Source organism: Mesorhizobium sp. M4B.F.Ca.ET.143.01.1.1, from assembly GCF_004792275.1.
Classification (GTDB): domain Bacteria; phylum Pseudomonadota; class Alphaproteobacteria; order Rhizobiales; family Rhizobiaceae; genus Mesorhizobium; species Mesorhizobium abyssinicae.
In genome coordinates this window covers 194405-212754 of record NZ_SRSR01000004.1, presented here as the reverse complement: position 1 = coordinate 212754, position 18350 = coordinate 194405, and the positions used below count along the sequence as shown (strand labels likewise).

Annotated in this window: 17 protein-coding genes; 9 read left to right on the top strand and 8 right to left on the bottom strand. The window is 65.0% G+C overall.

The annotated features are described in order from the left end of the window. Positions 1–69 precede the first annotated feature (69 nt). From EN786_RS11700 to EN786_RS11690, 3 genes are all read right to left on the bottom strand, one after another. Positions 70–1155, bottom strand: coding sequence for a YcjF family protein (locus EN786_RS11700; protein ID WP_127309904.1), 1086 nt, complete (start codon positions 1153–1155; stop codon positions 70–72). After that, positions 1152–2624 carry a YcjX family protein gene (locus tag EN786_RS11695; RefSeq protein ID WP_127309903.1) on the bottom strand — a complete coding sequence of 491 codons (1473 nt, stop codon included), beginning with the start codon at positions 2622–2624 and terminating at the stop codon, positions 1152–1154. The genes EN786_RS11700 and EN786_RS11695 overlap by 4 nt, the downstream gene beginning before the upstream one ends. A gap of 79 nt (positions 2625–2703) precedes the next feature. Further along, positions 2704–3207: a histidine phosphatase family protein gene (locus tag EN786_RS11690; RefSeq protein ID WP_135908372.1), complete on the bottom strand. Its 504-nt coding sequence runs from the start codon at positions 3205–3207 to the stop codon at positions 2704–2706. Between the two features lie 246 nt (positions 3208–3453). Between EN786_RS11690 and dksA the strand changes: the two genes are divergently transcribed. Then, on the top strand, positions 3454–3870 hold the full coding sequence (gene dksA / locus EN786_RS11685) for an RNA polymerase-binding protein DksA (RefSeq protein WP_126054771.1): 417 nt from the start codon (positions 3454–3456) through the stop codon (positions 3868–3870). 221 nt (positions 3871–4091) lie between these two features. Here dksA and EN786_RS11680 read toward each other — a convergent pair whose 3' ends face one another. Continuing rightward, on the bottom strand, positions 4092–4814 hold the full coding sequence (locus EN786_RS11680) for a flagellar biosynthetic protein FliO (protein ID WP_189524279.1): 723 nt from the start codon (positions 4812–4814) through the stop codon (positions 4092–4094). Between the two features lie 218 nt (positions 4815–5032). Here EN786_RS11680 and EN786_RS11675 point away from each other — a divergent pair, with 218 nt between their 5' ends. Continuing rightward, positions 5033–7606: a PAS domain-containing sensor histidine kinase gene (locus tag EN786_RS11675; protein ID WP_127310834.1), complete on the top strand. Its 2574-nt coding sequence runs from the start codon at positions 5033–5035 to the stop codon at positions 7604–7606. A 210-nt stretch (positions 7607–7816) separates the two neighbouring features. After that, positions 7817–8524: a DeoD-type purine-nucleoside phosphorylase gene (locus EN786_RS11670; protein ID WP_127284533.1), complete on the top strand. Its 708-nt coding sequence runs from the start codon at positions 7817–7819 to the stop codon at positions 8522–8524. A 61-nt stretch (positions 8525–8585) separates the two neighbouring features. Here the strand turns inward: EN786_RS11670 and EN786_RS11665 are convergent, their stop codons facing one another. Further along, positions 8586–8981 (bottom strand): hypothetical protein, encoded by a 396-nt coding sequence (locus tag EN786_RS11665; RefSeq protein ID WP_127310833.1) that lies wholly within the window; start codon positions 8979–8981, stop codon positions 8586–8588. A gap of 292 nt (positions 8982–9273) precedes the next feature. On the opposite strand from EN786_RS11665, the gene urtA reads away from it, so the two are divergent. The 6 genes from urtA to EN786_RS11630 all read left to right on the top strand — a co-directional run bounded on the left by urtA (position 9274) and on the right by EN786_RS11630 (position 15756). Beyond that, entirely contained in the window at positions 9274–10581 is a 1308-nt protein-coding gene (gene urtA / locus EN786_RS11660) for an urea ABC transporter substrate-binding protein (RefSeq protein WP_127310832.1), read from the top strand. Between the two features lie 220 nt (positions 10582–10801). Beyond that, complete coding sequence (gene urtB / locus EN786_RS11650; RefSeq protein WP_135908370.1) at positions 10802–12418, top strand: urea ABC transporter permease subunit UrtB; 1617 nt, start codon at positions 10802–10804, stop codon at positions 12416–12418. Then, positions 12415–13638: an urea ABC transporter permease subunit UrtC gene (urtC, locus tag EN786_RS11645; protein WP_127310830.1), complete on the top strand. Its 1224-nt coding sequence runs from the start codon at positions 12415–12417 to the stop codon at positions 13636–13638. The genes urtB and urtC overlap by 4 nt, the downstream gene beginning before the upstream one ends. 6 nt (positions 13639–13644) lie before the next feature. After that, positions 13645–14391 (top strand): urea ABC transporter ATP-binding protein UrtD, encoded by a 747-nt coding sequence (gene urtD, locus EN786_RS11640; RefSeq protein ID WP_127310829.1) that lies wholly within the window; start codon positions 13645–13647, stop codon positions 14389–14391. A 70-nt stretch (positions 14392–14461) separates the two neighbouring features. Beyond that, positions 14462–15157 carry an urea ABC transporter ATP-binding subunit UrtE gene (urtE, locus tag EN786_RS11635; RefSeq protein WP_127310828.1) on the top strand — a complete coding sequence of 232 codons (696 nt, stop codon included), beginning with the start codon at positions 14462–14464 and terminating at the stop codon, positions 15155–15157. 425 nt (positions 15158–15582) lie between these two features. After that, a complete protein-coding gene (locus EN786_RS11630) occupies positions 15583–15756 on the top strand; it encodes a hypothetical protein (protein ID WP_127284540.1) in 174 nt (57 codons plus the stop codon). A 19-nt stretch (positions 15757–15775) separates the two neighbouring features. Here EN786_RS11630 and EN786_RS11625 read toward each other — a convergent pair whose 3' ends face one another. The 3 genes from EN786_RS11625 to EN786_RS11615 form a co-directional block, all read right to left on the bottom strand. After that, positions 15776–16927: a GGDEF domain-containing protein gene (locus EN786_RS11625; protein ID WP_127312223.1), complete on the bottom strand. Its 1152-nt coding sequence runs from the start codon at positions 16925–16927 to the stop codon at positions 15776–15778. A 113-nt stretch (positions 16928–17040) separates the two neighbouring features. Then, complete coding sequence (locus EN786_RS11620; RefSeq protein WP_127284542.1) at positions 17041–17847, bottom strand: DUF72 domain-containing protein; 807 nt, start codon at positions 17845–17847, stop codon at positions 17041–17043. A 28-nt stretch (positions 17848–17875) separates the two neighbouring features. Continuing rightward, positions 17876–18340, bottom strand: coding sequence for an N-acetyltransferase (locus tag EN786_RS11615; RefSeq protein WP_127284543.1), 465 nt, complete (start codon positions 18338–18340; stop codon positions 17876–17878). Positions 18341–18350 lie beyond the last annotated feature (10 nt).

Genomic DNA, 18350 nt, shown 5'->3' with positions numbered 1-18350 from the left:
AACGCTGTTTGCTAGACGTGTCAGACCATGAACAAGATTGGTTAATGCTTCGTCACTTGGCGGCGCCGATTACTTGCCGGGGGCCGAAGTTTCGCCATCTTTCCTGGCCGCGAACGATGTCAGCGCGGAGAGGAAATCGCTCAGTCCAGGCCGCCTCGCGGCGATGAAGGGCAGGGGCCGCGCCGTTTCCATCGCCGCTATGCCGATTCGTGCCGTCATCATGCCGTTGACGACCCCCTCGCCAAGTTTCGCCGAAAGCCTCGCGGCAAGCCCGTGGCCGACGATCTGCTGCACGAAACTGTCGCCGACGGCGATCGAGCCGGTCACCGCCAGGTGCGCAAGGACGTTGCGCGCCAGCCGGAAGAAGCCAAGCGTGCCCGGCCGGCCGCCATAGAGCTCCGACAGGCGGCGGATGAGTCGCCCGGCCTCGAACACGACGTAGGCGACATCGACGAGGGCGCGCGGGCTGACCGCGGTCACCAGCGAAACGCGCTTTGCCGCTTCGAGGATCATCGCCCTGGCGCGGACATCGAGCGGGCCGAGGATCTCGGTCTCGGCGAGCCGCACCAGATTGCCGCCGTCGATGATCTCGCCGCGCAGTTTGGCGAGCGCGCGCCTGCCGGCCGCGGTCTCCGGCTTGGCGGCGACGAAGGCTGAAAGCTCGTCGACGACGGACCGCGCCGCCTTCGGGTCGTCGCGGGCGACCGCGTCAAGCGCCCGCCGCTGCAGTTTTTCGACCTCGGCCAGGCGGGCAATCGCCAGGAATTCGCGCACCAGGATGACTACCAGCGCCAGCACCGCGATCGCCGCCATGCCGGCGGCCAGCCAGCCCAGCCATTCGGCGCGTTCGAACAGGTCGCGGATGAGCTGGTCCGTCCAAAGGCCGACCGCCAGCGAAACCAGCACGCCCACGGCGCCGAAGAACAGGCGGGCGAGCAGGGAACGCTTGCGCGGCGCGGTGGCCGGCGGCGGCTCGGCGGCAACGATGTCGGGCTCGTCGAAGACGTCGATCTCGGATGGAATGACGACTGCCACGTCGGCCTTTGCCGCGCGTGGCCGGCGCGCCGGCTCAGCCTCGACGGGCCGCGGCTTCGGCGCCTCCCGGCTCGGCTCCGGCTCGATGCGGAATGCAGCGGGTTTGCGGGGCGCGCTCATGCCAGGTGGTCTCCAATCAGGAACTGCAGCGCCCGGTCGAGACGGATATGCGGCAGCGACAGCGTAACACCTTCGGCCGTGCGTTCGAGCTTTGGCGGGCGGAATCGCACGAAGCGGATCGCCGGGTCGCCGCCATACGGCGATGCTACGGAGGGATTGAAAACCGTGTCAACTTTCTCAGGCAAGTCACCAGGAAATATGGCTGTTTCGGTCTTGCCGTCGAACGTGTCGCCATTGATCCGCTCGCCCTTCAGCGGCGTGCCGATGATGACGGGCAGGGTTTCGCGGCCCTGTTTGACCGTGCCTTCGCGGGTGGCGCGCACGGCCGCCATGGCGACCACGTCGACATCGGCTCCGGTGAAGTTCGCCCGCGCCACCGCGCGGTCGGCAAGCCGGCGCACGATCGCCTGCAGCCGGTCATGGCTTTCATGATGCAGGTGATCGGCCTTGGTCGCCGCCACCAGGATGCGGTCGATGCGCCGTGAAAACAGGTCGGTGAGGAAATTGCCGCGGCCGGGGCGGAAACAGGCGAGGATTTCGGTGACGGCACGCTCCAGGTCGGCCATGGCGGCCGGGCCCGCGTTCAGCGCCTGCATGGCGTCGATCAGCACGATCTGGCGGTCGAGACGCGTGATGTGCTCGCGGAAGAACGGTTTCACCACATGCGTCTTGTAGGCCTCGTAGCGCCGCTCCATCATCGCCTGCAGCGAACCGGGGCGGGGCCGCCGCTCGGCCAGTGCCGGCAACGGCGCGAAGGTCAGCGCGGGCGAGCCGTCGAGGTCGCCGGGCATCAGGAAACGGCCGGGCGGCAAGGTCGACAGCGCGCGCTCGTCGAGCTTGCACGCCTTGAGATAGGCCGAAAAGCCCTCGGCAAGCCGGCGCGCCGTCATCTCGTCGGCATCGGCATTGGGATCGATCGTGGCAGCGAGCGTCCGCCAGCCCTCGGAAAGATCGGCGCGCACGGGGAGTGCCGCCATCTCCATCGCCTCGCGCGAGAAATCGGCGAAGGATTTGCCGAGCAGCGGCAGGTCAAGCAGCCATTCGCCCGGGTAGTCGACGATGTCGAGCGACAATTTTCCAGCCGAAAACATACGGTTCCAGCCGGAAGCTGATTCGTATTCGATGGTCAGCCGCAGCTCGGAAATGGCGCGCGTCGAGTCCGGCCAGACACGGTCGTTGACCAGCGCCGCGACATGATCCTCGTACTGGAAGCGGGGAACGGCGTCGTCGGGCTGCTCCTCGAGGAAGGCGCGCGCGATGCGTCCCGATTTCTGTGCCTCGAACAGCGGCAGGCGGCCGCCATGGATCAGGTTGTGGACAAGCGCGGAGATGAACACTGTCTTGCCGGCGCGGGAAAGCCCGGTGACGCCCAACCTGAGCGACGGCGAAAAGAGCCCGGCAGCGCGCCCTGAAAGCGTGTCGAGAGCGATCTTCGCCTCGTCGGTGAAAGTGGTCAGCGATGATGCCAAAACATGCTCTCTGAGGGCCCGTCGGTTCCCGATATAGGCACTCAGGCTGCGGTTTGGAATGGCGCCGCCAATTTGGGTCTCAGAGATCGGCCGGTGTCAGAAAGGCCTCGAGATAGCCGCTGCCCTGATCGGCATGGGCAAGACTGCCGGGGAAGCGGACGACTGCGAGGCCAGATGTCGGGAAACCATAGTTCATTATGCCACGCGCGGCCTCCTCGCCGTCGCCCGAGACCGCCATGGCGAGATCCTCCGTCATCGGATTGTGGCCGATGACCAGCAGCGAGCCCACCCCGCCATTGTCGCGGATGATGCCGAGATAGCCGGCGGCGTCCTCGCTGTAGAGTGTGTCGAAGAACAGCACCCGGCCGGTATCTGTCTGGCCGGCCAGTCCCTCCAGGGTCTGGCGGGCCCGTTTTGCGTTGGAGCAAAGGGTCAGGTCGGGCACGTAGTTGCGGCTGCGCATGGCTGCCCCGATCGCCTCGGCATCGGCGATGCCGGAGGCATCGAGCGGACGATCGAAGTCACGGACTCCGGGCAGAGCCCATCCGGCCTTGGCATGTCTCAACAGGTAGAGTTTGCTCACCGCTCCCCCAAAATGCCTGGTTGGCACAATGGGATTAGCCACGAGAAAGCCATGGCGCACAATGGCCAATAGCCTTCAACCACAACGAATCATGGATGAATTCGATTTCCGCTCGCAAGCATAACGATATCATGGACAGCTGTGGGTCCGATATTACATTTGCGTGAAACGGTCGCCGATTGCGCTTGTGCACGCTTCTCTGCGCGAATATATAGGCGCCAAATTTGGGGTTGTTGGGTGAGTCGAATGAACGACATCGTTACCGCCGATTACGTACCCTCTGAAGACGAGCCGTTCATGAACGAACGGCAGAAATCTTACTTTCGAATGAAGCTCGTCGCCTGGAAGAACGACATTTTGCGCGAAGCGCGCGAAACCCTCGAAATCCTGCAGCAAGAAAACGCCAACCATCCCGACCTCGCCGACCGCGCCTCCTCGGAAACCGACCGAGCAATTGAACTCCGCGCCCGCGATCGTCAGCGCAAGCTCATCTCGAAAATCGATTCCGCGCTCCAGCGCATCGACGAAGGCACTTACGGCTATTGCGAGGAGACTGGCGAGCCGATTGCGCTGAAGCGGCTCGATGCGCGTCCGATCGCGACACTGTCGATCGAGGCGCAGGAGCGCCACGAGCGCCGGGAGAAGGTCTATCGCGACGACTGACGCGCTGGGATAATCACCCAGGGGTTTAGAAAATGGCCGGGCGACCGGCCATTTTTGTGCCCGCGTGACGCGGCTCCCTCGGTTGCCCAAGCGATGTCGCCGGATTTCGGCCTTGCTGGGGCAGGTAAATCCAGGAACAGGCGTGAAACGGCTTTCCGTCCGAAATCGTGTCGAAACAAGCAGATGGCGCGTTCTGCGTCTTCGCGAAACGACGCGCCGTTCTAGCGCTTCTGGCTGGCGAGTTCGCCGAGCAGCTTCGTCATTTCATCGTCGAGCGACGGCGGCGCCTTGGCGGCCGGTTTGCTCGCATGCGATTCATCGAGCGAAACCTCGAGCTCCTGAATCAGCGTATCGTCGATGGAGGTTGGCTTCGCCGGCGGTGGGGCATGCCGGACGGCATTGGTGTTCGCCGATCCATAGGCTGGCAGCGGCGTGATGTTGCTCGCCTGGTAGCTCGGAGCGGCTGGCTTCGGCGCCGGTGACGGCGCGGCTTGGCGCGGGCGGGCGGGCGGCGGCGTGGCGCTTACCGGCTGCGGCGCGGGCGGCGCCTGCCTCACAGGCACGGGGCCCGGCTGGGCGGGGCGCGGCCGCGGCGCCTGGGCCTGCTGCTGGCCGCCGTCTCCGGTCAGCGCCGGGCGGCGCGGCGCCGCCAGCCTGATATCGCGCTCGACGACGACGTCGGTCGGCCCGCCGATCAGGATGAGATGTTCGATGTCGTCGCGGCGCACCAGCACCAGCCGGCGGTGGCTGTCGACGGCGGTGGCATCCATGACGGCCAGCCTGGTCTTGCGGTTGCGGCCGCCGGCGACGAATGTCCCGAAGGTCAGGCTGCGCACCAGCTTGATGATGAGGAGAACGACCACCAGCAGGACGAGCGCGGCAAACGTCCACAGGATTGCGGCGACATAACCAGGACCCGCCACGCTATCCAGCCACTGCAGCATCGGTGCACCGCCCTTTTTTGAGGTGACGCGACACTAGACCGTGCGGACCGGCCGCCGCAAGTTGGCATCACGCTTCGTGAACAGTTTGAAACACGAATCCACGGCCTGGCGCCATTTTTATCTGACATTTGCCACCGGGGCCTTTTCCGCTACAGGAGAATGTGATTCAACCGGCCGTCCGCGGGGTGTCGGGCACCGGAATCACGAGCAGGGGGCACATGGCCAAGGAAACGCGCGGCGATTTCTATCCGGTACCGATCGTCGACCAGAATACGCGTCCGGGTGCCGTGACCCGGCTTATCATATTCATCGTTGTCCTGACCGGTGCGGCGATCGTTTTCGGGCTTTTCCGCGAGCGCCTTGGCGATCCCTTCCTGCTCGGCATGCTCGGCGTGCTGGCGATGATCGGCGTCGGGTTCCTGTTTGCTACTGCGATCGGCTTCGTTCAGGTCGCGCCGCGTTCGACCAGCGACGAACTTTCGAAAGCCTTCGTCGATTCGATGTCGCAAGGCCTGCTGGTCACCGACACCAAGGGCCGCATCGTCTACGCCAACCGGGCCTACGCCGACATGACGGGCGCTTCGTCGGCGGCCGACCTCAAGACGGTCGAGGGGCTGCTGTCGGACGTTCCCGAAGCCTCGATGACCATCTACCGGCTGGCGTCCGGCCTGCGCGACGGCCAGGCGGGCGACGGCGAGTTCAGGCTTGCGCAGTCCATCCGCCCCGGCGCGGAGCCCGGCGCGCACTGGTACCGCACCCGCGCTCGTGCCTTCAATGTGCCCGGCCAGCGGCTGCCGATGCTTGCCTGGCAGCTTGCCGACATCTCGCAGGAACGGGCCGAGCAGGAGCGTTTCTTCCTCGACCTGCAAAAGGCGATCGACCATCTCGACCATGCGCCGGCCGGTTTCTTTTCCGCCGACCAGGAAGGCCGCGTCACCTACATCAACGCCACGCTCGCCGAATGGCTCGGCATCGATCTGGCAAGCTTCACGCCGGGCGCCGTCTCGCTGCCCGAGATCGTTGCCGGCGACGGCATGGCGCTGGTCCGCTCGGTCAAGGCCGACCCCGGCACCACGCGCAACGCCGTCATCGACCTCGACCTGACGACGATGACCGGCGAGGCGCTGCCGGTACGCTTCATGCACCGCGTCTCGGCGAGCCGCGAGGGCGTCGGCGGTCCGACCCGCACCATCGTGCTCAACCGCACCCAGGGCGAGGATGCCTCGGCCGATCTCCGCGCCTCGGAAGTCCGCTTCACCCGCTTCTTCAATTCGACGCCGATGGCGATCGCCGGCGTCGACGCCAGCGGCCGCATCCTGCGCACCAACGCGCCGTTCCTGTCGCTGTTTTCCTCGGTCGTCGATCGCGACGCTGTCGACCGCCGCGTGCGGCTCGACACCGTCGTCCACGAGCGCGACCGGGCGGCGTTCGCCGAGGCCTTCGAGAAGGCTAGGCAACGGCAGGCCGACATCGAGCCGATCGACACGCTGTTGCCCGGCAACGAGGAGCGGCATATCCGCTTTTACGTCAATGCGGTCGCCGAGGGCACCGGCGGCGAGGGCGCCGAGGAATCGGCCATCGTCTATGCCGTCGACACCACCGAGCAGAAGGCGCTCGAGGGCCAGATGGCGCAGAGCCAGAAGATGCAGGCGGTCGGCCAGCTCGCCGGCGGCATCGCGCACGACTTCAACAATGTGCTGACCGCCATCATCATGGCGTCGGACCTGCTGTTGACCAACCACCGTCCGTCGGATCCGTCCTTCCCCGACATCATGAACATCAAGCAGAACGCCAACCGGGCGGCTTCGCTGGTAAGGCAGCTTCTCGCCTTCTCGCGCAAGCAGACCCTGCGGCCGGAAGTGCTGAACCTCACCGATGTCCTGGCCGATCTCAGGATGCTGCTCGCCCGTCTGGTCGGCAACGACATCAAGCTGAAGATCGACCACGGCCGCGATCTCTGGCCAGTCAAGGTCGATATCGGGCAGTTCGAGCAGGTGGTGGTGAACCTCGCCGTCAACGCGCGCGACGCGATGCCGGCGGGCGGCGACCTCGCGGTGCGCACCCGCAACGTCACGGCCGAGGAATGCAAGAGCTTCTCCTACCGCGAACTCACCCCGGCCGACTACGTCGTGGTCGAGATCGAGGACACCGGCACCGGCATCGCGCCTGACGTGCTGAAGAAGATATTCGAGCCCTTCTTCACCACCAAGGAGGTCGGCAAGGGCACCGGGCTCGGCCTGTCGATGGTCTATGGCATCATCAAGCAGACGGGCGGCTTCATCTTCTGCGATTCGGAAGTCGGCAAGGGTTCGGTGTTCCGCATCTTCCTGCCGCGCCACATCGCGGAGGCGAGGCCGGCAAGCGAGCCGGGCGAGGCGCCGGCGGCGCCGGTGAAGCCGGCGGAGGCCGCCAAGGACCTGTCCGGCTCGGCCACCGTGCTGCTCGTCGAGGACGAGGATGCCGTGCGCATGGGCGGCGTGCGGGCGCTGACCTCGCGCGGCTATACCGTCCACGAGGCGTCCTCCGGCGTCGAGGCGCTGGAAGTGTTCGAGGCGCTCGGCGGCAAGGTCGACATCGTCGTCTCCGACGTCGTGATGCCGGAGATGGACGGGCCGACGCTGCTCGGCGAACTGCGCAAGCGACAGCCGGATATCAAGTTCGTCTTCGTTTCGGGCTACGCAGAGGACGCCTTTGCCAGGAATCTGCCGGCTGAGGCCCATTTCGGCTTCCTGCCGAAGCCGTTTTCGCTCAAGCAGTTGGCGACCATCGTCAAGGACGTGTTGGAATCCTGAACGACGACGCGCATCAAAACGGCGGACTGAATGTGATCGAGCGCACAGACGCCCGCGCCATGCCGTTTACAGGTGGCGGCGCCGGAGAGCGATCCGTCCGCTCATAACCAGTGAGTCCGGCCACTGGAGCTTTGCAATCGCGGCTTGCGCATCGGCGCGAGATCGCCATGATTGCGGTGACAAACGCGGCGGGGAATTGGGGTAGATGCCGTGACGCCGCACAACGAAGCGGAAAAGGGTGATTTTGCCGAAACGGTGCTGCTGCCGGGCGACCCGGAGCGCGCCGAATGGATGGCTGAGACTTTTCTCGAGGCGCCGCGCTGCGTCAATCGCCGCAGGGGCGCGCTGGGCTTCACCGGCCGGTACCGGGGCAAGCCGGTCAGCATCCAGTCGACCGGCATCGGCGTCTCGTCCTTCCTGATTTACGCCCATGAGCTTCTCGACTTCCACGGCGTCAAGACGCTGATCCGAACCGGCACTTGTGGCGGCCTGAGCGCCGAGGTGCCCCTGCGCGGCCTGGTGGTCTCGCAATCGGTCCGCGCCGAGAATGCCGACAGCGGCCAGGTCTTCGGACTCTACGCCGCCGCCGGTCCCGATCCGGCGCTGCTTGCCCGGGCATTGCAGCGGGCCGAGACGCTTGGCATCGAGCACCGGGCGGGGCTGACCATCTGCAGCGATATTTTCTATCATCCAAAGGGCCGCGCCCGCTATGCCGAAGCCATGGCCTTGGGAGCGCTCGCCGTCGATATGGAGACCAGCGCCCTCTACCGCATTTCGGCCCATTTTGGCGCGCGAGCGCTGTCGCTGCTAAACGTGGTCGATCATGTCACCAATGGCGAGCAGACCGACTATTCCGAGCGCCAGGAACTGTTCACCGACATGACGCGGCTGGCGCTCGAAGTCGCCGCGGAAAGCTGAAGGCCTGCCGCCTCGCGTTCTCGCGAACGGCTGCCGGTGCTCTCTTCGGCGGACAGGCAGGTTATCCCCTGGTGCAGGTCGAGGCCGTGAAGGCTCCGTCGGGCTGCTTCATGATGATGTCGAAGGACGGACCATCCGGGCCCTCCAGCGTCGCCTGTGTCATCGAAACGGAGTTGCCGCCGCTCGTATAGCCGCCCAGCGGACCGAGCCAGCTGATCTCGCCATTGGCATTCATCTGATAGTTGTAGCCTTGCGGTGCGGCGCCGAAGGTCACCGGACCGCTGTAAACATTGCCCTTGATGGTGATGTCGCCGAGGTTGAGGAAGGCGCCGAGCAGGTAGACCTCGCAATGGTAGATCCCGTCGGGCATCTTGCCCTCGGTGAAGTCGGCGCGGGCTGCCCCCGTCACGGCTAACAGAAGCACGACGCTGAAAATGCTGGAGATACGGGAAATCATGGCATGGCTCGGTTCAAGCGGACCTTGCCCTATTTCGGCGCCGCGCCGCAACTTGCCGTATGTCGCAAGGCCCAATTTTTGAGCACCAGACTAATATGGGCAAAAGATAGGCAGCATTGCGCAATTTTGCCGCATTCGGGTCTTTGGCAACCCATTACATGTTTGACGACTAATATCGTAACAAGCTGATAAGATTGGGATATTTCGACATTTCCAGTGCCGCTTCGCTGTTTGGCATGGTGGTTGCATAGCTATGTTGCGATGCAAAACAACCAGCTTGGGAGTGTACAATATGAGGGGTAATTTCTCGACAATAACAAAAATGTTTTCGGCCGGCGTACTCGCCGCCGGCCTGCTGACGGCGCCTGCCAAGGCGGCCGACGACACGATCAAGGTCGGCATCCTCCATTCGCTGTCGGGGACCATGGCGATTTCGGAGACGACGCTGAAGGACGTCATGCTGATGCTGATCGAGGAGCAGAACGCCAAGGGCGGCCTGCTCGGCAAGAAGCTCGAGGCCGTCGTCGTCGATCCGGCCTCCAACTGGCCGCTGTTCGCCGAAAAGGCGCGCGAACTGATCTCCAAGGACAAGGTCGCGGCCGTGTTCGGCTGCTGGACCTCCGTGTCGCGCAAGTCCGTGCTGCCGGTGTTCTCGGAACTCGACAACATCCTGTTCTACCCCGTCCAGTATGAGGGCGAGGAGAGCGAGCGCAACGTCTTCTACACCGGTGCCGCGCCGAACCAGCAAGCCATTCCGGCCGTCGACTACCTGATGAGCGAGGACGGCGGCTCGGTGAAGCGCTGGGTGCTGGAAGGCACCGACTACGTCTATCCGCGCACCACCAACAAGATCCTCGAAGCCTATCTGAAGGCGAAGGGCGTGCCGGCCGAGGACATCATGGTCAACTACACGCCGTTCGGCTTCTCCGACTGGCAGACCGAGGTTTCGGCGATCAAGAAGTTCGGCTCGGCCGGCAAGAAGACGGCTGTCGTCTCGACCGTCAACGGCGACGCCAACGTGCCGTTCTACAAGGAACTCGGCAACCAGGGCATCAAGGCCGAGGACATCCCGGTCATGGCCTTCTCGGTCGGCGAGGAAGAACTGGCCGGCCTCGACACCGGTCCGCTGGTCGGCCATCTCGCCGCGTGGAACTATTTCGAGAGCATCGACACGCCCGAGAACAAGAAGTTCATCGACGACTGGCACAAGTTCATCAAGAGCGACAAGCGCACCACCAACGACCCGATGGAAGCCCACTATATCGGCTTCAACATGTGGGTGAAGGCGGTCGAGAAGGCCGGCACCACAGATCCGGACAAGGTCATTGACGCCATGGTCGGCGTCTCGGTGCCGAACCTGACCGGCGGCTATTCGACCATGATGCCGAACCATCACATCACCAAGCCGGTGCTGATCGGCGAGATCCAGGCCGACGGCCAGTTCGAGACCGTCTCGCAGACGCCGGGCCTCGTGATGGGCGACGAATGGTCGGATTACCTGCCTGACTCCAAGGACCTGATCTCAGATTGGCGCGCGCCTCTGGCCTGCGGCAACTTCAACGTTGCCACCGGCAAGTGCGGCGGCAAGGGAACCAACTGATCGAGGTCTGGGCCGCCAAGGCCCATGGCCAGGTCTGGGCCGCCAAGGCCCATGGCCAGGTCTGGGCCGCCAGGCCCATGGCCAGGTCCGGACCTTGGCCCGTAACCTCCCGGGTCTGATTGGTCGCGGGCCTCTCCGCGACCGGGACCGCAGCCGGGCGGGCTCGACCTCCAGCCCGCCCGGACACCAAGCTCAATCCCTCTGGGAGCCACCTGAACCGATGATCCTGATCCGCGCGATTGGCCTGACGCTGCTGCTGGTGATGGCAAGCCTGTTGCCGTCCAGCGCCGCCGAAGCCGATCTTCGCGCCGTCATCGCCAAATTCGCCACCGCCGCGAATTTCTCCGCCACCGAGGCCGTGGTGCGCGAGCTTGCAGCCACCGGCGATCCCGCGGTCGAGCCGCCGCTTTCGGCGCTCGCCGACGGCAATCTCTATATCCGCAAGGCCGACTCCCAGGTCTTCGTCGGCAAGGACGCCGGCGACGGCATCGACCTGCTCGATCCGCTGAGCGGCGAGAAGTCAGCCTCGGCGGCCAAGACCGACCTCACCAAGATCAAGGTCAACAACGGCTTGCGCCGCGTCATCCGCGATGCGCTCGGCACGCTGACGCTGCGCGCCACGGACCCGGCCGTGCGCATCGCCGCCGCCGCCACCATGTTCAAGACGCCCGACGCCGCGAACATCGAGCCGCTCGATGCGGCCATCGCTGCTGAAACGGATGCAAGCGTCAAAGCGCTGTTCGAACAGGCCCGCGCGGCTTCGGTCCTCGTCTCGGACAGGCCAGAGGACGATAAGCTCGCCACGATCGCCCTGATTGCCGCGCGCGGCGACCGCGACGCGGTTTCGCTGCTCACCTCGGTCGAGGCGAACTCCCAGGGCGCGGTCAAGGACGCGGCATCGTCCGCGATCGCCGCCATCAATTCGACGCTGGCGCTGTGGGATGCCGGCCAGAACATCTGGTACGGAATTTCGCTGGGTTCGGTGCTGCTGCTCGCGGCCATCGGCCTTGCCATCACCTTCGGCGTCATGGGCGTCATCAACATGGCGCATGGCGAGATGGTGATGCTCGGCGCCTACACGACCTTCGTCGTCCAGCAGGTGATCCGCACGTCGTTCCCCGGCCTGTTCGACTGGTCGCTGGTCATCGCGCTGCCGCTTGCCTTCCTGGTTGCCGCACTCGTCGGCCTCGCCATCGAGCGCGGCGTCATCCGCTTCCTCTACGGCCGGCCGCTGGAGACGCTGCTTGCGACCTGGGGAGTCTCGCTGATCCTGCAGCAGGCGGTGCGGACCATTTTCGGGCCGACCAACCAGGAGGTCGGCAATCCGTCCTGGATGTCGGGCTCGTTCGACATCGGGCAACTGGCCATCACCTGGAACCGGCTGTGGATCCTGGTCTTCGCGCTCCTGGTGTTCGGCGTGCTGCTCTACGTCATGAAGCGCACCCCCTGGGGCCTGCGCATGCGCGCAGTCACCGCCAACCGCCGCATGGCCGCTTCCATGGGCATCAGGACGCCCTGGGTCGACGCGCTGACCTTCGCGCTCGGCTCGGGCATCGCCGGCATCGCCGGCGTCGCGCTCAGCCAGATCGACAACGTCTCGCCCAATCTCGGCCGCGGCTACATCATCGACAGCTTCATGGTCGTCGTCTTCGGCGGCGTCGGCAATCTGTGGGGCACGCTGGTCGGCGCCTTCTCGCTCGGCATCGTCAACAAGGTCCTCGAGCCCTATGCCGGCGCCGTGCTCGGCAAGATCGTCGTGCTGGTGCTGATCATCCTGTTCATCCAGAAGCGCCCGCGCGGCCTGTTCGCGCTCAAGGGCCGGGCGGTGGAAGCATGATCGCGCAACGCCTCTTCGGCGGCGACCGCCGCATCGCCATCACGGTTCTCATCTTGCTCGCGGCGGCGGTCCTCGTGCCGTTGCTCAACCTCGCCGTTTCGCCGGCAAGCGCCTTCTACGTGCCGTCCTATATCGTCGCGCTGGTCGGCAAATATCTCTGCTACGCGCTGCTTGCCTTGGCGCTCGATCTCGTCTGGGGCTATTGCGGCATCCTCTCGCTCGGCCATGGCGCCTTCTTCGCGCTCGGCGGCTATGCGATGGGCATGTACCTGATGCGCCAGATCGGCTCGCGCGGCGTCTACGGCAACCCCATCCTGCCGGACTTCATGGTGTTCCTGAACTACAAGGAACTGCCCTGGTTCTGGTACGGCTTCGACCATTTCTGGTTCGCAGCGCTGATGGTGCTTGCCGTGCCCGGCCTGCTCGCCTTCGTCTTCGGCTGGTTCGCCTTCCGCAGCCGCGTCACCGGCGTCTACCTCTCGATCATCACCCAGGCTATGACCTATGCGCTGCTGCTCGCCTTCTTTCGCAACGACATGGGTTTCGGCGGCAACAACGGCCTGACCGACTTCAAGGACATCCTCGGCTTCAACGTGCAGGCCGATGCGACGCGCTCGGCCCTGTTCGCGGCCAGCGCCATGACGCTTGCACTCGCCGTTCTGCTGACCTCGGCGATCGTGCGTTCAAAGTACGGCAAGCTCCTGATGGCGGTGCGCGATGCCGAGAGCCGCACCCGCTTCCTTGGCTGGCGGGCCGAGAACGTCAAGCTGTTCGCCTTCACCGTGTCGGCGATCATGGCCGGCATCGCCGGCGCGCTGTATGTGCCGCAGGTCGGCATCATCAATCCTGGCGAGTTCGAGCCGTCCAACTCGATCGAGGTGGTGATCTGGGCGGCCGTCGGCGGTCGCGGCACCATTGTCGGCCCGATCGTCGGCGCCCTGCTCGTCAATGCCGGCAAGTCCTGGTTCACCGGCGTGCTGCCGGAATTCTGGCTGTTCGCGCTGGGCGGACTGTTCGTCGCCGTCACACTGCTGCTGCCCAAGGGCATCGTCGGCATGTGGGACAGCTGGCGCAGCAAGGCCAGGGCACTGCGCGCAGCCTCGCTCGCTGCGGAAGCCGGCAGCGATCCGCAGGAGCCGCAGCCGAAGATCGTACGCAGCGCCGCAAGGACGCCGGGCTCATGGTCGGCCTCCGGGCCCGAACCTCAGCCGGCGGAGTGACCGATCATGAGCAAGTCGCACACCATCCTCTACCTCGACGGCGTCTCGGTCTCCTTCGACGGCTTCCGCGCCATCAACAATCTGTCGCTGGTGCTCGACAAGGGCGAGATGCGCGCGATCATAGGCCCCAACGGCGCCGGCAAGACGACGATGATGGATATCGTCACCGGCAAGACGCGGCCGGACGAGGGCGAAGTCTTCTTCGACGGCCAGGTCGATCTCACCCGGCATGACGAGGCCGAGATCGCCATGATGGGCATCGGCCGAAAATTCCAGAAGCCGACCGTCTTCGAGAGCCACACCATCGAAGAGAATCTGATGCTGGCGCTGAAGGGGCCGCGTTCGATCTTCCCGGCGCTGTTCCATCGCCGCTCGACGGCGGACGTGCGGCGCATCGACGACATCCTCGGCATTATCCGTCTGGGCGACAAGCGCGACGAGCTCGCCGCCAATCTCAGCCACGGCCAGAAGCAATGGCTGGAGATCGGCATGCTGCTCGCGCAGGACCCGAAGCTGCTGCTGGTCGACGAGCCGGTCGCCGGCATGACCGATGCCGAAACCGTGGAGACGGCGCGCCTGCTCAAGGATATCGCCCGCGACCATTCGGTCATCGTCGTCGAGCACGACATGCATTTCGTGCGCGAGCTCGGCGTCAAGGTCACCTGCCTGCACGAGGGCTCGGTTCTGTCGGAAGGCACGCTCGATTTCGTCTCGGCCGACGAGCGTGTCGTCGAAGTCTATCTGGGGCGTTGAGCATGATCTGGCGGGTTCCCTTCCATCGTTTCGACCTTGCCTTCCTCAAGCGCTGGAGGAGACGCTGACCATGCTCGAAGTCTCCAATGCCACGCTGCACTACGGCGCCGCCCAGGCGCTGCGCGGCGTTTCGCTGAAGGCCGGCGCCGGCAAGATCACTTGCGTGCTCGGCCGCAACGGCGTCGGCAAGACCAGTTTGATGAGATCGATCGTCGGCCACCACAGGCTGACGAGCGGAAGCGTTGCCTTCGAGGGGAAGGCGCTCGACCGGAGCGCGGCGTATGACCGCGCCCGGTCGGGCATCGCATTCGTGCCGCAGGGCAGGGAGGTCTTCCCGCTGCTGACGGTACGCGAGAATCTGGAGACCGGCTTCGCGCCGCTGAAACGCGCCGACCGCAACATTCCAGCGCACGTCTTCGAGCTGTTTCCGGTGTTGAGGCAGATGCTTGGCCGGCGTGGCGGCGATCTCTCCGGTGGCCAGCAGCAGCAGCTCGCCATCGGCCGGGCGCTGGTGATGCGGCCGAAGCTGCTGGTGCTCGACGAGCCGACCGAAGGCATCCAGCCGTCGATCATCAAGGACATCGGCCGCGCCATCCGTTATTTGCGCGACCAGGCCGGCATTGCCGTGCTGCTCGTCGAGCAGTATCTCGACTTCTGCCGCGAGCTCGCCGACGAGGTCAACATCATGGACCGCGGCCAGATCGTCCACACCGGCCCGGCGCAGGATCTCGACCGGGCGGATGTAAGGAAGTTCCTGACGGTGTAGCTGCCTTTTCGTCATCCTGGGGCGAAGCAAGGAGCGAAGCGACGCGGCGCAGGCCCCAGGATCCATGCCGTTACCTCTGCCGAATGATGCAGCGGTACAGAATAAAATCCTCGCTCAGCGCCCGAACCATTCCCAATTCTGCGCCGTTAGTGGCGCTTCCAAGTAACGGCATGGATCCTAGCGTCTTCGCTCCGCTTCGCGTCGCTGCGCCCAAGGATGACGAAGTGTTCGACAGCCCTGGCGCGTTTAATGCCGCATGCTAGTCTTTTCCTGGCCTTGGTGAGTCGGCCGCTTTCCGTACCAGTCGCGAATGAGGGGGAAGGCGCGGGCCCAGCCGGCAAGTTCCACGCAAGCAAGCAGGCCTAGCTTCCCCGCAGTGATTGTCGGTCAATGCGTCCAAAAGACTCTTGCCAGGGGGAAAGGCGATGGATCGTTTTGTCGAGGACTACCAGAAGCGACGCCTCACCGAGCGCGTCGACATCATCACCGCCATCAACATCCTGAGGTCGCAGGGCTACGATCCGGACGAGCTGATTGGTGAAATGACCAAGGTCTTCTACGTCGACCTCGATGCCTACAACGAGGTGATGGCGCACTGAAGCGAAGGCAGGCCGGGCGCTAGCTCGCGCGCCGCAGCGTCGCGGCAAGCACGCGGTTGCGGCCGCTCCGCTTAGCGGCATAAAGCGCCTTGTCGGCGGCGCTCAGCACCTTGTCGAAGCTGGTGCCGTCCTGGCTGCCGAAGGCGTAGCCGGCGCTGACGGTGCAGGACAGCGGGCGCGTCTCGGTTTCGATGCGGCGCGCCGCGAACGATGCGCGGATGCGCTCGGCGGCGAACTCCACCTTTTCCGGCAAGGTGCGCTTGAGCACCAGCGCGAATTCCTCGCCGCCAAGGCGCGCGGCGGCATCGGTTGGCTGAAGATTGGCGGCGAGTTCCTCGGCGAATACTTTCAGCACCGCGTCGCCGGCGGCATGGCCGAATTCGTCGTTGATCGCCTTGAAGCCGTCGAGGTCGAACACCACCACCGCCATGAAAGCGCCGACAGGCGCCTCGCCATGCAGGTCGAACAGCGCGCGCCGGTTGAGCAGGCCGGTCAGCGGATCGGTGAGCGCATTGCGCCGGTGATGCTGCGCCAGCCGCCCCTGGTTCAGCGCCAGCGACAGCCCGCCGATGCCGGTCATCGAGGCGATGACGATGATGAGGCTGAGATCCTCGGCCCAGTTGCTCGGCGCGTGGCCGAGCACCAGCCTGCCGTCCCAGACCAGCACCGCGGCGCACAGCACGAACGAAGCTGCGGTCAGCGAATAGAGCAGCGCGACACCCTGCAGCGGCGCAGGCGCTTCCTCCCGCCCGCGCCAGTATTCATGCGCCGTCGCGAACAGCAGCAGGCCGGCAAGGAAATTCTCCAGCATGAAGCCAAGCCCGTCATAGCCGAGCGCCATGGGCGGCAGCGCCAAAGCGAGCGAAATGCTGGCGCCCACCACGACGCGCGGCAATGGCGAGCGCCCTGTCCTGAACTGGTGGGCGGCACCCAGCATCACCGAAAAGCCGAGCAGCAGAAGTGCCAGCGTCAGAACGCCCAGGACAGGCCCAGGGGCTTCGATATAGGCGTCATAGACAAACACCTCGCCGACGATCACCAGCACGCTGATGGCCCAGGTCAGAAGGAACCTGTCGGAGCGGGCGGTCAGCCATGTGCCGAACAACGTCATGCTGAGGCAGGCGGCGGAAAAGCCGACCGCCAGCAGCATTGAATTGTAGTCGAGCAGCATGCCCTGTCCTTGCCGGCGGCGGCGCCAGAGTCTGCTCTGGCGTCGGCTATTAGTGCCGCAAGGAAGTGTCGATACCGTTACGATATCCGCGAAGATACCGAGATTTTGCCGCGTCAGCCCGTCACGCGCTTCATCAGCGCCATGGCGCCGAACGGTGCGCGCACCTTGCCCTCGGTGATGAAATAGGCGAACACGTCGCGCGGCTTGACCGGCGCGTCGATTTTGGGTTCGACGCGCGGCAGGTCGGCCGGCTGCTTGCCTTGCGCCCAGGTCTTTACCCGCGTCGCCCACTCATCCAACCCTTTCGGCGTGTAGCAGTCGGGATTGTCGTCGCTGCCGGTCTGCAGCCGCGCATAGACGAAATCGCCGGTGACGTCGGCGATAGCCGGATATTTGGCATGGTCGGCATAGACGATCGCCGCCTTGTACTTGCGCGCAAGCGCCGCGAATTCCGGCACGATGAAGCTGTCGTGGCGGACTTCAAGCGCGTGGCGCAGCGCGACGCCGTCCTGCTTCTCGGGGAGCAGCTTCAAGAAGGCTTCGAAATCGTCCGCGTCGAACTTCTTCGTCGGCGCGAACTGCCACAGGATCGGGCCGAGCTTGTCGCCGAGCGCGGCGACGCCGGAGCCGAGGAAACGCATCATCGACTCGCCGGCCTCGCCCAGCACGCGCCGGTTGGTGACGAAGCGGTTGCCTTTCAGCGAATAGACGAAACCGTCCGGCGCCTCGTTTGCCCATTTCACAAAGGTCGGCTCCTTGAAGCTGGAATAGAAGGTGCCGTTGACCTCGATGCTCGGCACCTGCCGGCTGGCGTATTGGAGCTGCTTGGCCTTGGACAGCTTGTCCGGATAGAAGGACGTGTCCCACGGCTCGAACGTCCAGCCGCCCATGCCCGAGCGGATCGTTCCTTGGCTGGCCATTGTCATCCTCCCAGTTTCAAAAGAGCTATCAGGCGGCTTGGCCGACCGGCTTGGCCATGTCGACCACAATCCATCCTGGCCGGTAGGGGTGTGCCCGGCGACCCGTTTCCCGGAAACCATAGGCCGTATAGAGCGCGATGTTTCGCTCCATCCGCGAATTGGTGTAGAGCCGCACCTCCGGCAGACCCCATGTCTGTGTCTGCTCGTCAGCGAAGTCGAGGAGCGCGATGCCCAACTTCTTGCCTTGAAACGCAGGCGACACGGCCACGCTGAAGATCATGACATGGTCGGCATGGCGCTCGAGCACGATCAGCCCGGCAAGCTCAGCACCGCTCTCCAGCAGCCAGACCTCGCCGCGCTCGATGCGCGGCGCATAGTCTTCCGTCACCGGCATGGGTGGCGCGCCGAGCAGAGCGGTGTAGGGCGCGTAGGCGGCGGTGGTCAGCGAAACGACCGCGGGGAGATCCGCCGCAAGCGCCTTTGTGATTGTCATTCAAACTCTC